This is a genomic window from Actinoplanes sp. NPDC023936, from assembly GCF_040639325.1.
GTDB lineage: Bacteria > Actinomycetota > Actinomycetes > Mycobacteriales > Micromonosporaceae > Actinoplanes.
The window spans coordinates 128,212-140,338 of record NZ_JBEZZR010000015.1 but is presented as its reverse complement, the minus strand read 5'-3'; the positions used below and the strand labels follow the sequence as shown (position 1 = coordinate 140,338).

The following is a 12,127-nucleotide window of genomic DNA, read 5'->3' as shown; positions in this document are numbered from 1 at the left end:
ACGAAAAGATGAAGCACCGTCATCTCGGCCGTTCCGGCCTGCTCGTCAGCGAGATCGCCTACGGCAACTGGATCACCCACGGTTCCCAGGTCGAGGAGGAGGCCGCGCTCGCCTGCGTGCGTGCGGCCCTCGACGAGGGCATCACCACGTTCGACACGGCCGACGTCTACGCCGGCACCCGCGCCGAGGAGGTGCTGGGCCGGGCGCTGAAGGGCGAGCGCCGCGAAGGCCTGGAGATCTTCACGAAGGTCTACTGGCGGACCGGCCCGGGCGCGAACGACAGCGGGCTGTCCCGCAAGCACATCATGGAGTCGATCGACGGCTCCCTGAGAAGACTGGGCACCGAGTACGTCGACCTCTACCAGGCGCACCGGTTCGACCACCACACGCCGCTGGAGGAGACCATGGAGGCCTTCGCCGATGTGGTGCACCGCGGCAAGGCGCACTACATCGGGGTCTCCGAGTGGACCGCCGGCGAGATCCGGGCCGCGAAGCCGCTCGCCGACGAGCTGAAGATCCGTCTGGTGTCGAACCAGCCGCAGTACTCGATGCTGTGGCGGGTCATCGAGGCCGAGGTGGTGCCCACCTCGGAGGAACTCGGCCTCGGTCAGATCGTCTGGTCACCGCTGGCGCAGGGTGTGCTGACCGGCAAGTACAAGGCGGGTCAGCAGCCGCCGGCCGGGTCCCGGGCCACCGACGAGAAGTCCGGCGCCGGGTTCATCGCCCGCTGGCTGGAGGACGACGTGCTGAACGCGGTGGCGCGCCTGCAGCCGATCGCCGAGCAGGCCGGGCTCACCATGGCGCAGCTCGGTGTGGCGTGGGTGCTGCAGAACCCGAACGTCTCCGCCGCGATCATCGGGGCGTCCCGGCCCGAGCAGGTCCGGGACAACGTGAAGGCTTCCGGGGTGGAGCTGGACGCCGGCCTGATGAAGGCGATCGACGAGATCCTGGATCCGGTCGTGACCCGTGACCCGTCGCTGACGTCCAGCCCCGCGAACCGTCCCTGACCTAGGTACTACTCCAGAACCGCATCAGGTCGAATCCGAGGGCGTAGAGCCACGGATCCACGTTGATCAGCCCGGCCAGCCAGTTCACCAGCTCGTAGAAGTAGTCGCCCACCTGCGTCTGCCACAGCAGCAGGAACAGCAGGAGGAAGCCCCAGGGCGCGACGAGGTTCCAGGCACGCTGGTAGGCCGGGCTGAACCACGGCGAGATGATGCTGCCGCCGTCCAGGCCGGGCACCGGCAGGAGGTTCAGCACGCTCGCGGTCACCTGCAGGAACGCGACGAGCGCCAGCGCCGCCCAGAACTCCAGGTGGTCGGCGCCGCTCAGGTTGTACTGCCCGGAGACCGTCGGGGACAGCTCGGGCGCCATCCCGGCCAGGAACGGCACGGCCACGATCAGCGCGAGGATCACGTTGGTCAGCGGTCCGGCCGCACTGATCAGCGAGTCCTTGAGCCGGCTGCGGATGTACCGATGGTCGACCCAGACCGCGCCGCCGGGAAGACCGATGCCGCCGAGGATCACCACGATCACCGGCAGCACGATCGAGAGCAGCGGGTGGGTGTACTTCAGCGGGTTGAGCCGCAGGTAGCCCCGGTCGGCCACGCTCAGGTCGCCGGAGAAGTACCCGGTGATCGCGTGCGCGTACTCGTGCAGGCAGAGCGAGATGATCCAGCCCGAGATGACGAAGAAGAAGACGTCGATCTTGACGTTGCCGAAGCGGCTCCATGTCATGAAGCCGCTGACCGCGAAGACGGCGACGATCCCGACGAACACCGGGCTCGGGATGAACGCGTTGCGCGGTGTCCGGGTGTAGACCGGTTCGTATGTCACGTCAGTCCGCCGGCAGCAGACTCATCTGATAGTCGACCCGGTCGTCCTCGACCAGCACGACCGTGCTGACTCCGGCGCCCTGCAGCTGCCGCCACTCCTGCCCGATCCAGGACTCGGCGTCCGCCTGGCTGCTGAACGTCTCGGCCGGTCCTTCGACGGGCTTGCCGTCGACGTCCTCGTACCGCCAACTCCACGGCATTGAGCCGCCCCCTCATGTCGTCCGTCGGTGGGCTTCCACCCTACGGCGTAACGGTGTGCGGACCGGCTCTAAGGTACGGGGCATGTCCGAAGATCGGTGGAACACGGTCCTGGTGCTCGGCGGAATCCGCTCCGGCAAATCCGCGTTCGCCGAATCCCTGGTGGCAGACGCGCCGTCGGTACGGTACGTGGCCACCGCGGTAGGCGGCGAGGACGACCCGGAATGGCTGGCGCGGATCGAGGCGCATCAGCGCCGCCGTCCGCAGTCGTGGTCGACCGAGGAGACCGGCGCCGACCCGGCCCGGCTCACCGAGCTGCTCATCGAGGCGGAACCGGACGAGACGCTGCTCGTCGACGACCTCGGCGGCTGGATCGCGGCGGTGCTGAACCCGGCCCGCCAGCCCAACGACGACGAGGCCGACGTGGCAGCGCTGGCCGAGGCGGTGCGGGCCACCCGGGCCCGGGTGGTTCTGGTCAGCCCGGAGGTGGGGTTGTCACTGGTACCGGTCACGCCGGTCGGGCGGGCCTTCACCGACGCGCTCGGTGTGACGAACCAGGCACTGGCGGGCGCGTGTGACGGCGTGGCGCTCGTGGTGGCCGGTCAGGCGACCTGGCTGAAGCGGGAAGTGCCGGCCCCGAGAGAGCCGCAGCCCACTCCGGCGGTCGTGAGCCCCCCACCGGTGGAGCAGCCGGCCCCGACGGTGGTCGCCCCGCAGCCGGTGGAGACGCCGGCCGCGCCGCTCGCCACCGTGCTCAGCGAGCGGACCATGACCCTTCCGCTCGTCGCCTCCGGGCTCACCGAGATCGCCCCGGGCATGGACCTCCCGTTGCCCAGCTCCGACGCCGGCCCGGACGCCCGGGAACGGCTCGGCACCATCGACCTGCCCGGAGCCGGCCTCGGCGCGTTCGGCGAGGCGGTCGAGTTCGCCGCCGCCACCCAGGACACCACGACGCCGCGTCCCTGGACCGCGGTCCGCCTCGTCCTGATCGCCGGCAACCACGGTGGTGGCGCCGCGGCCGGCGCCGACGAGGCGGACATCGAGCGCCGCCTCGCCGAGGCCGAACAGGGCGCCGGGCTGCTGGGCCGACTCGCCGGCGAGGCCGGCGCGGACATCTCGGTGCTCCGGGTGAGCGCGGCCGGCGCCATCGAGGACGGCCCGGTCACCAGCGACGACACGGTCTCCGCCGGGCTGCGCGAGGGCTGGCGGCTGGCCGACGACGCTGCCGACGCGGGCCGGGACGCGATCCTGCTGGCCGGGCTCGGCGCGGGCCTGGAGGCGGTGGCCACCGCAGTGCTGGCCGCCACGACCGGCGCCGAGCCGGTCGCGATGCTGCCCCGGGTGCTGGTCCCGGGCGGGCGCTACGACGACGACGCCTGGATGGTGCGCTGCGCGGCGATCCGGGACGCTCTGCACCGCATCCACCAGGAGCCGCGCGGCGCCACCGACATCCTGCGCGAACTGGGCGGCCCCGACGTGGCGGTGGCGACCGGCGTGCTGCTCGGCGCGGCGGCCCGCCGGCTCCCGGTGCTGCTGGACGGCCCGCTCGGCATCGCGGCGGGCCTGGTGGCCCGGGACTTCGCGAGCCAGACCCGGCACTGGTGCCTGCTGCCCGAGGCGGGCACGCTCGCGCTGGTCCGCCAGGGCGCGGACGTCCTCGGCCTCACGCCGGTGCTGCGGACCGGGCTGGACCTCGGCGAGGGCGCGAACGCCCTGGCGGTGCTCCCGGCGTTGCGCACCGCGATCGGCCTGGCCTCGGCCCTGCCGGTGCACCCGGCGATGCTGGGCGAGCAGAGCGTCGACGACGACGTTGTTGTTTGACGGGTTCCGGCTGGCGGTCACCACGCTGACCGTCCTGCCGGTCCGGGCCGGCCGCTGGGACCGGCACACGGCCGCCGTGGCGATGTCGCTGGCCCCGCTGGTGGGCGCGATGCTCGGGATGATCCTCGCGGGCGTCTCGGCGGGTCTGCGGGCGCTCGGATCGCCCGTTCTCGTCGCGGCCGGGGTGACGGTGGCGGCGGGGGCGCTGCTCACCCGAGGGCTGCACCTGGACGGCCTGGCCGACACGGTGGACGCGCTGGGCTCCTACCGTTCCGGCGCGGACGCCCTGCACATCATGAAAAAATCGGACATCGGCCCGTTCGGTGTCGCGGCGATCGGGATGACTCTGCTGATCCAGAGCGCCGCGCTCACCGAAGCGACAGCCCTCGCCATCGTCACCGCCTGGGCGACCGGCCGCCTCGCCGTCACGATCGCCTGCCGCAGAGGCGTGCCCTCGGCCCGCGCGGACGGCCTCGGCGCGATGGTGGCGTCCACGGTCCCGCTCCCGGTCGTGCTGACGGCCGCGGCCCTCGTCGCCGCGCTCGCCACTGCCGCGACGCCGGGCCGTCCGTGGCAGGGCCCGGCCGCCGTCGTGTGCGCGAGCATCGCGGTGGTCCTTCTGGTGCGCCATTGTGTACGCCGATTCGGCGGCATCACGGGCGACGTGCTGGGCGCCGCCGCCGAATCCGCGACGACGGTCGCCCTGGTGGCGCTGACCCTAACGCACTGACGGGGTCACGAACGGCAGCTTGACCAACTTCGCCTCGACCCGGCGGCCGCGGATGTCCACCTCGACCGTGTCGCCCTCGGTCAGACCGGCGCCGGTGTCGAGCAGCGCCAGCGCGATGCCCACCTTCTTGGTCGGCGAGAACGTGCCGCTGGTCGTCTCGCCCACGGGACGCTCCCCCGCGTACACGGTCATGTGCCCCCGCGGGATCCCCCGGCCGGTGATCTCCAACCCGCTCAGCCGGCGCCGGGGCCCGGCGGCCTTCTCGGCGACGAGCGCGTCCCGCCCCCAGAACGCCGGCTTGTCCCAGCCGACCGCCCACCCGGAGCGGGCCTGCACCGGCGTGATGTCGAGGGAGAGCTCCTGGCCGTGCAGCGGATAGCCCATCTCGGTGCGCAGCGTGTCCCGGGCGCCGAGGCCGCACGGGCGCACCCCGGCCTCGATCAGCGCGTCCCAGACCGCGCCCGCGTCGTCCCAGCCGACCACCAGCTCGTAACCGTGCTCGCCGGTGTATCCGGTCCGGCAGACGACCAGCTCGGCGCCGCCCAGCGTGGCCGCGTCGAACGACATGTAGTCGTGCCCGGTCGGCAGGCCCAGCCGGGTGAGGATCTCGGCGGACCGCGGGCCCTGCACGGCCAGCACCGCGTGTGCCCGGTGCTCGTCGGTGACGGTGATCCCGTCCGGCGCGGCGGCGGTGAGCCGGCGCACCACCTCGGCGGTGTTCGCCGCGTTCGGGATCAGGAACACGTGGTCGTCGCCGTAGAGGTACGCGATCAGGTCGTCCACCACGCCACCGGACTCGTCGCAGCAGAGCGTGTACTGCGCCTTGCCCGGCTCGATCCGGCGCAGGTCGTTGGTGAGGCAGGAGTTCACGAAGTCGGCCGCGCCGGCGCCGGTGACGCGGGCCTTGCCGAGGTGCGAGACGTCGAACACGCCGGCTGCCTCCCGGACCGCCGCGTGCTCGCGCAGGACACCGCCGCCGGCGTACTCCAGCGGCATGTCCCAGCCGCCGAACGCGGCGAACTTCGCGCCCAGTGAGACGTGGCGGGAGTGCAGCGGGGACTGGAGAAGCTCGGCAGACATGAGACTCAACTTACCGGTGACCTTGCGCCTGGTTAGAGTCGCGGGGACAGCACATGATTTCCCACCAGCCGGGAGCGCGCCCACAAGCAGCGCACCGGCCCCACGAGTTCCGGAGTGCCCGAGTGACCCAGCCCAGCCTCAGCCTGGTCGACACCGACCCGGCCGAATTGGCGGTCGATGCCATCGTCATCGGCCTGCACAGCCAGCCCGAGGAGGACGGCGCGCTGCTGCCCGCCGCCGGCGCCGAGAGCATCGCCGCGGCGTTCGACGGCAAGCTGACCGCGACGCTGGCTCTGCTCGGCGCGAGCGGCGCCCCCGGTGAGGTGACCAAACTCGCCACGCTCGGCACTGTCGCGGCCCCGCTGCTGATCGCCGTCGGCCTCGGCAGCGAGCCGACCGGCCCGGCGCCCGACCTGGAGACCCTGCGGCGCGGCGCCGGCGCCGCGGTGCGTGCGCTCGCCGGCAGCCGTACGGTCGCCCTGGCCCTGCCGTCCGCGGACGACGCGGACGCCGCCCCGGTGCTGCGCGCCGTCCTGGAGGGCGCGCTGCTCGGCGGCTACAAGTTCGCCGGTTACAAGACCAAGCCGCAGAAGGGCCGCCGTGAGCCGGTCGCCGAGCTGCGCCTGCACGTGCCGGACGCGGCCGACGAGACCGCCCTCGCCGAGGTGCGCCGCGCCGAGGTGGTGGCCCGGGCCGTGCGGCTGACCCGCGACTGGGTCAACGAGCCGCCGAACGTGCTGCGCCCGGCCCCGTTCGCGGACCGGATCGTGGAGGCCGCCGAGGGCACCGGCCTCGAGGTCGAGGTCCTCGACTTCGAGGCGCTGAAGGCCGGTGGCTACGGCGGCATCGTGGCGGTCGGCCAGGGTTCGGAGGCGCCGCCACGCCTGGTCAAGCTCAGCTACACCCCGGCGGGCGTGTCGAACCCGAAGCGGGTGGCGCTGGTCGGCAAGGGCATCACGTTCGACACCGGTGGGGTCAGCATCAAGCCGTCCGCCGGCATGTGGGAGATGAAGTCCGACATGGCCGGTGCGGCTGCGGTCGCCGCCACGCTGCTGGCGGTCGCCGCGCTCAAGCCGGGCGTCGCGGTCTCCGGTTACCTGGCGATCGCCGAGAACATGCCGTCCGGCTCGGCGTACCGGCCGGGTGACGTGATCACCATGTTCAACGGCAAGCGGGTCGAGGTCTTCAACACCGACGCCGAGGGCCGGATGGTGCTCGGTGACGCGATGGCGCGGGCCTGCGCCGACGGCACCGACTACCTGTTCGAGACGTCCACTCTCACCGGCGGCCAGGTGATCTCGCTGGGCAAGCGGATCTCCGGGCTGATGGGCTCGGACGCCGCGACCGGTCTGGTCGAGGCGGCCGGCGCGCTGGTCGGCGAGCCGTCCTGGCGGATGCCGCTGCCGGACGACGTCCGCAAGGGCATGGAGTCGGAGATCGCCGACATCTGCCAGACCAACGCGAACCTGGACCGCGCCGGGCACATGCTGCAGGGCGGCGTGTTCCTGCGGGAGTTCGTCGACGAGGGTGTCGAGTGGGCGCACATCGACATCGCCGGGCCGAGTTACCACACCGGCGAGGCCACCGGTTACTGGACCAAGGGCGGCACCGGCGTGCCGGTCCGCACCTTCCTCCAGCTCATCGACTCGCTCTAGAGACGGCGCTCTACCGGCGTTTCTGGCGCTCGTTGTAGTCGCGCATCCGTTGCGGGTAGCCCATCAGCTTGATGTCGTAGATCGGCATCGCGAGCTGGTGGGCGAACCGCCGCGCGATCTCCGGCGACTCGATCCGGCGCCGGGTCCACTCCCCGTCGTGTGCGACAAGCAACAGCGTGGTCTCGGTCACTGTGGTCTGCGGTTCGATGAATGCCTCAACACCGCGCCGAGAGCGGACGAATTGCGTAAGATGCTCCAGATCGGCCGGATTCACCGATCGGCCGCCGGGACCGCCGGAACTCCGGCGACGCCGAAACCACGCCACTGCCCCTCCTCACGCCAGATCCCGCAAGGGTACGGCGACGCGCCGACTTCCGGGGCACCTGACTGCATTGACCGGGTCTGTAAGTGACAAGATGTCGGAGACGGGACTGTGACCGTTTCCATTGTGTGACCCACACGGAGACGATGCGACCACTGGAGTCAACGTGAGCCAGCCCAACGGCGGAACCTTCGACATCGTCATTCTCGGCGCCGGCAGCGGTGGGTACGCGGCTGCGTTGCGCGCGGCCGAGCTGAACCTCTCGGTAGCCCTGATCGACAAGGCTGAGCTGGGGGGCACCTGCCTGCACCGCGGCTGCATCCCGACCAAGGCGCTGCTGCACGCCGCCGAGATCGCCGATCAGACCCGCGAGAGCGAGCAGTTCGGCGTCAAGGCGGATCTGGTCGGCATCGACATGGCCGGCGTGAACGCGTACAAGGACGGCGTTGTCAGCCGCCTCTACAAGGGCCTCACCGGCCTCCTCACGCACAACAAGAACATCACGGTGGTCTCCGGCGAGGGCAAGCTCGTCAGCAAGGACACCGTCGAGGTGGCCGGCCAGCGGTACACCGGCCGCAACGTCATCCTCGCGACCGGCTCCTACTCGCGCTCCCTGCCCGGCCTGGAGGTCGACGGCACCCGCGTGATCACCAGCGAGCACGGCCTCAAGATGGACCGCGTCCCGTCCTCGGCGATCGTGCTCGGCGGCGGCGTGATCGGCGTCGAGTTCGCCAGCGTCTGGAAGTCGTTCGGCGCCGACGTCACGATCATCGAGGCCCTGCCCCGCCTGGTCGCCGCGGAGGACGAGGAGATCTCGAAGCAGGTCGAGCGCGCGTTCCGCAAGCGGAAGATCAACTTCAAGGTCGGCAAGCCGTTCGAGAAGGTCGAGAAGACCGAGAACGGCGTCAAGGTCACCATCGCCGGCGGCGAGACCCTCGAGGCCGAGGTGCTGCTGGTCGCGGTCGGCCGCGGCCCGTCGACCGCCAACCTGGGGTACGAGCAGCAGGGCATCACCCTGGACCGGGGCTTCGTGATCGTCGATGAGCGTCTGCGCACCGGCGTCGGCAACATCTACGCCGTCGGCGACATCGTCCCCGGCCTGCAGCTGGCGCACCGCGGCTTCGCCCAGGGCATCTTCGTCGCCGAGGAGATCGCCGGCCTGAACCCGGCCGTGATCGACGAGGCCGGCATCCCGCGGGTCACCTACTCCGACCCCGAGGTCGCCTCGATGGGCCTCACCGAGGCCAAGGCCAAGGAGAAGTACGGCGCGGACAAGGTCTCGACGTACAACTACAACCTCGGCGGCAACGGCAAGAGCCAGATCCTGAAGACCGCCGGCTTCGTGAAGCTGGTCCGGGTCAACGAGGGCCCGGTGGTCGGCGTCCACATGGTCGGCGCCCGGATGGGTGAGCTCGTCGGCGAGGCGCAGCTCATCTACAACTGGGAGGCCTTCCCCGAGGAGGTCGCCCAGCTCGTACACGCCCACCCGACGCAGAACGAGGCGCTGGGCGAGGCCTTCCTCGCGCTCGCGGGCAAGCCCCTGCACGCGCACAGCTGATTCTGCACGCGCACAGCTGATTCGATCGTTCACTGAGGGAGTTTGGGGAAAAATGCCGGTATCGGTAACCATGCCGCGGCTGGGAGAGAGTGTCACCGAGGGCACCGTCACCCGCTGGCTCAAGCAGGAGGGCGAGCGGGTCGAGGCGGACGAGCCGCTGCTCGAAGTCTCCACCGACAAGGTCGACACCGAGATCCCGTCGCCCGCAGCGGGCGTGCTGACCCGGATCGTGGTGGGCGAGGACGAGACCGCGGAGGTCGGCAGCGAGCTGGCCGTCATCGCCGGTGAGGGCGAGGACGCTGGTGCGGCCGCGCCCGCCCCGGCCGAGCAGCCGGCTGCCGAGGCCGAGCCGGAGCCCGCCGCGCTCACCACGCCGTCGACCGAGAAGCCGGTCGAGGAGGAGGCCCCGGCGCCGCAGACCGCGTCCGCGGGCAGCTCCGAGGGAACTGAGATCAAGCTCCCGGCGCTCGGCGAGAGCGTCACCGAGGGCACCGTCACGCGCTGGCTGAAGCAGGTCGGCGAGACGGTCGAGGCGGACGAGCCGCTGCTCGAGGTCTCCACCGACAAGGTCGACACCGAGATCCCGTCGCCGGTCGCCGGCACGGTCCTCGAGATCAAGGTCGGCGAGGACGAGACCGCCGAGGTCGGCGCCGTGCTCGCGGTGATCGGCACGCCGGGCTCCGCCCCGGCCGCCGCGCCCGCCCCGTCGCAGGCACCGGCCCCCCAGGCCGAGCCCAAGCCGGAGCCGAAGCCCGAGCCCAAGCAGGAGGCCCCGGCCCAGCCCGCTCCGCAGCCGCGGATCGAGTCGGCGCCGGCGCCGCAGATCGGCGAGTCCTACGCCACCCCGACGCCGGCTGCCGAGACCAAGCAGCCGGCCGCCCCGGCCCAGCCGGCCGCCCCGGCCGCCGAGACGGTCAAGTCGAACGGCGCCGGCGACGCCGGTTACGTCACGCCGCTGGTCCGCAAGCTGGCCGCCGAGAAGGGCGTGGACCTGTCCACGCTGTCCGGCACCGGCGTCGGCGGCCGGATCCGCAAGCAGGACGTGCTGGACGCCGCGGAGCAGGCGCGTTCGGCTGCGCCGACGGCGAAGCCGACCGCGAACGCACCGGTGGAGACGACGACGGAGCAGCGGAAGGCCCAGGCGAAGGCGGAGCCGAGCCCGCTGCGTGGCCGCACCGAGAAGCTCACCCGGATCCGGGCCACCATCGCCCGGCGCATGGTCGAGTCGCTCCAGGTCTCGGCGCAGCTCACCACGGTGGTCGAGGTGGACGTCACCAAGATCGCCAACCTGCGCAACAAGGCGAAGGCCGACTTCCAGGCCAAGCACGGCGTGAAGCTCACCTTCCTGCCGTTCTTCGCCCTGGCGACGGTCGAGGCGCTGCAGCAGCACCCGGTGGTCAACTCCTCGATCGACGTCGAGGCGGGCACTGTCACCTACCACGGCGCCGAGCACCTGGGCATCGCCGTGGACGCGCCGAGGGGCCTGGTCGTCCCGGTCATCAAGGACGCCGGTGACCTGAACCTGGGCGGTCTGGCCAAGCGCATCTCGGACGTCGCGGAGCGGACCCGGAACAACAAGATCGGTCCGGACGAGCTCGGCGGCGGCACCTTCACGCTGACCAACACCGGCAGCCGGGGCGCGCTCTTCGACACCCCGATCATCAACCAGCCGCAGGTCGGCATCCTCGGTCTCGGCGCGGTCGTCAAGCGCCCGGTGATCGTGAACGACCCCGAGCTGGGCGAGATCATCGCGCCGCGCTCGATGGTCTACCTGGCGCTCAGCTACGACCACCGGATCGTGGACGGCGCTGACGCGGCCCGCTTCCTGGGCACGCTGAAGGAGCGGCTCGAGGGCGGCCACTTCGAGGCGGACCTCGGCCTGTAGCGAAGGCGCTGTAGCAAGCGGGTTTTGTAACGCAGAGCACGAAAATGACAGGGCACGCCGAAAGGCGTGCCCTGTTTGTTTGTGAGTGAGGGATCTTCGGGAAAGAATCAGGACATGCGGATCGTCATGGCCGGCGCCTCGGGCTTCCTCGGCACCCGGCTCACCGACCGGCTGCGGCAGAGCGGCCACGACGTCACGCGGCTGGTGCGCCGCCCGGCCCAGCGCGCGGACGAGGCCACCTGGGATCCGGCGCAGGGCAGGCTCGACCCGGCCGTGCTGGCCGGCGCCGACGCGGTGATCAACCTGTCCGGGGCGAACGTCGGCGACCATCGCTGGACCGAGCGCTACAAGCGGGTGCTGCGGGCCAGCCGGATCAACACCACGGACACCGTCGCCCGTACCCTCAAGCAGCTCTCCGAGGCCGAACGGCCGCGCACCCTGCTCCAGTCCTCCGCCGTCGGGTGGTACGGCGACACCGGCGAGCAGGCCGTCACCGAGGAGACCCCGGCCGGCAGCACGTTCCTCGCCGACCTCTGCCGGGTCTGGGAGGCCGCCGCCCGCCCCGCCGAGGACGCCGGTGTCCGGCTGGTGCTGATGCGCACCGCTCCGACGATCGAGGCCTCCGGTTCCCTGCTCAAGCCGCTGCTGCTGCCGTTCAAGCTGGGCGCCGGCGCGAAGATCGGCGGCGGCCGGCAGTGGATGGCGTGGATCGCGCTCGCCGACTGGCTCAACGCCACCGAGTTCCTGCTGGAGCGCGAGGACGTGGCCGGCCCGGTCAACCTGGTCGCGCCGAACCCGGTGCGCAACATCGACTTCACCAAGGCGCTGGCGCGGGAGCTGCGGCGGCCGGCGCTGCTCGCGGTGCCCGGCCCGGTGCTGGACGTGGTCCTCGGCGAGCTGGCCGGCGAGGCGCAGCGCAGCCAGCGGGTGCTCCCGGCGGTGCTCACCAGCGCCGGCTTCGCGTGGGCCTACCCGACGATCACGGCGGCGCTGGCGGCGGCGCTGCGGCCCGAACAGGCAACGGTTTCCTGAGCATTACTTGT

11 protein-coding genes are annotated in these 12,127 nt (G+C 71.7%); 7 read left to right on the top strand and 4 right to left on the bottom strand.

Annotated elements, in window-relative coordinates; genetic code table 11:
* Positions 1 to 8: 8 nt before the first annotated feature.
* The gene (locus AB0F72_RS21200) at positions 9 to 1,007 is read left to right on the top strand and encodes an aldo/keto reductase family protein (protein ID WP_360433816.1); all 999 of its coding nucleotides are present in this window, start codon (positions 9 to 11) and stop codon (positions 1,005 to 1,007) included.
* A 1-nt stretch (position 1,008) separates the two neighbouring features.
* Here the strand turns inward: AB0F72_RS21200 and AB0F72_RS21195 are convergent, their stop codons facing one another.
* Together AB0F72_RS21195 and AB0F72_RS21190 are read right to left on the bottom strand one after the other, a co-directional pair.
* On the bottom strand, positions 1,009 to 1,836 hold the full coding sequence (locus AB0F72_RS21195) for a site-2 protease family protein (protein ID WP_360433813.1): 828 nt from the start codon (positions 1,834 to 1,836) through the stop codon (positions 1,009 to 1,011).
* Between the two features lies 1 nt (position 1,837).
* A complete protein-coding gene (locus AB0F72_RS21190; protein ID WP_014441512.1) occupies positions 1,838 to 2,035 on the bottom strand; it encodes a hypothetical protein in 198 nt (65 codons plus the stop codon).
* Between the two features lie 82 nt (positions 2,036 to 2,117).
* On the opposite strand from AB0F72_RS21190, the gene AB0F72_RS21185 reads away from it, so the two are divergent.
* Together AB0F72_RS21185 and AB0F72_RS21180 are read left to right on the top strand one after the other, a co-directional pair.
* Complete coding sequence (locus tag AB0F72_RS21185) at positions 2,118 to 3,854, top strand: bifunctional adenosylcobinamide kinase/adenosylcobinamide-phosphate guanylyltransferase (protein WP_360433809.1); 1,737 nt, start codon at positions 2,118 to 2,120, stop codon at positions 3,852 to 3,854.
* Complete coding sequence (locus AB0F72_RS21180; protein WP_360433806.1) at positions 3,847 to 4,584, top strand: adenosylcobinamide-GDP ribazoletransferase; 738 nt, start codon at positions 3,847 to 3,849, stop codon at positions 4,582 to 4,584. The genes AB0F72_RS21185 and AB0F72_RS21180 overlap by 8 nt, the downstream gene beginning before the upstream one ends.
* Here the strand turns inward: AB0F72_RS21180 and gcvT are convergent.
* Positions 4,573 to 5,664: a glycine cleavage system aminomethyltransferase GcvT gene (gcvT, locus tag AB0F72_RS21175; protein WP_360433803.1), complete on the bottom strand. Its 1,092-nt coding sequence runs from the start codon at positions 5,662 to 5,664 to the stop codon at positions 4,573 to 4,575. The two genes, AB0F72_RS21180 and gcvT, sit on opposite strands and share 12 nt — an antisense overlap.
* 122 nt (positions 5,665 to 5,786) lie before the next feature.
* Here gcvT and AB0F72_RS21170 point away from each other — a divergent pair, with 122 nt between their 5' ends.
* Positions 5,787 to 7,319: a leucyl aminopeptidase gene (locus AB0F72_RS21170; RefSeq protein WP_360433800.1), complete on the top strand. Its 1,533-nt coding sequence runs from the start codon at positions 5,787 to 5,789 to the stop codon at positions 7,317 to 7,319.
* A gap of 10 nt (positions 7,320 to 7,329) precedes the next feature.
* On the opposite strand, the gene AB0F72_RS21165 is transcribed toward AB0F72_RS21170, so the two are convergent.
* Positions 7,330 to 7,644, bottom strand: a complete 315-nt coding sequence (locus AB0F72_RS21165; protein ID WP_360433797.1) for a hypothetical protein — start codon at positions 7,642 to 7,644, stop codon at positions 7,330 to 7,332.
* Positions 7,645 to 7,807: 163 nt separating this feature from the next.
* Here AB0F72_RS21165 and lpdA point away from each other — a divergent pair, with 163 nt between their 5' ends.
* From lpdA to AB0F72_RS21150, 3 genes are all read left to right on the top strand, one after another.
* Positions 7,808 to 9,199 (top strand): dihydrolipoyl dehydrogenase, encoded by a 1,392-nt coding sequence (gene lpdA / locus AB0F72_RS21160; RefSeq protein ID WP_360433794.1) that lies wholly within the window; start codon positions 7,808 to 7,810, stop codon positions 9,197 to 9,199.
* Positions 9,200 to 9,251: 52 nt separating this feature from the next.
* Positions 9,252 to 11,084 (top strand): 2-oxoglutarate dehydrogenase, E2 component, dihydrolipoamide succinyltransferase, encoded by a 1,833-nt coding sequence (sucB, locus tag AB0F72_RS21155; RefSeq protein WP_360433791.1) that lies wholly within the window; start codon positions 9,252 to 9,254, stop codon positions 11,082 to 11,084.
* Between the two features lie 114 nt (positions 11,085 to 11,198).
* Positions 11,199 to 12,116, top strand: coding sequence for a TIGR01777 family oxidoreductase (locus AB0F72_RS21150; protein ID WP_360433789.1), 918 nt, complete (start codon positions 11,199 to 11,201; stop codon positions 12,114 to 12,116).
* Positions 12,117 to 12,127: the final 11 nt, after the last annotated feature.

Bases quoted from the DNA above. Each gene is read 5' to 3' on its own strand.
- AB0F72_RS21200 (WP_360433816.1), top strand. From the start codon at position 9: ATGAAGCACCGTCATCTCGGCCGTTCCGGCCTGCTCGTCAGCGAGATC.
- AB0F72_RS21190 (WP_014441512.1), bottom strand. From the start codon at position 2,035: ATGCCGTGGAGTTGGCGGTACGAGGACGTCGACGGCAAGCCCGTCGAA.
- AB0F72_RS21185 (WP_360433809.1), top strand. From the start codon at position 2,118: ATGTCCGAAGATCGGTGGAACACGGTCCTGGTGCTCGGCGGAATCCGC.
- gcvT (WP_360433803.1), bottom strand. From the start codon at position 5,664: ATGTCTGCCGAGCTTCTCCAGTCCCCGCTGCACTCCCGCCACGTCTCA.
- sucB (WP_360433791.1), top strand. From the start codon at position 9,252: ATGCCGGTATCGGTAACCATGCCGCGGCTGGGAGAGAGTGTCACCGAG.
- AB0F72_RS21150 (WP_360433789.1), top strand. From the start codon at position 11,199: ATGCGGATCGTCATGGCCGGCGCCTCGGGCTTCCTCGGCACCCGGCTC.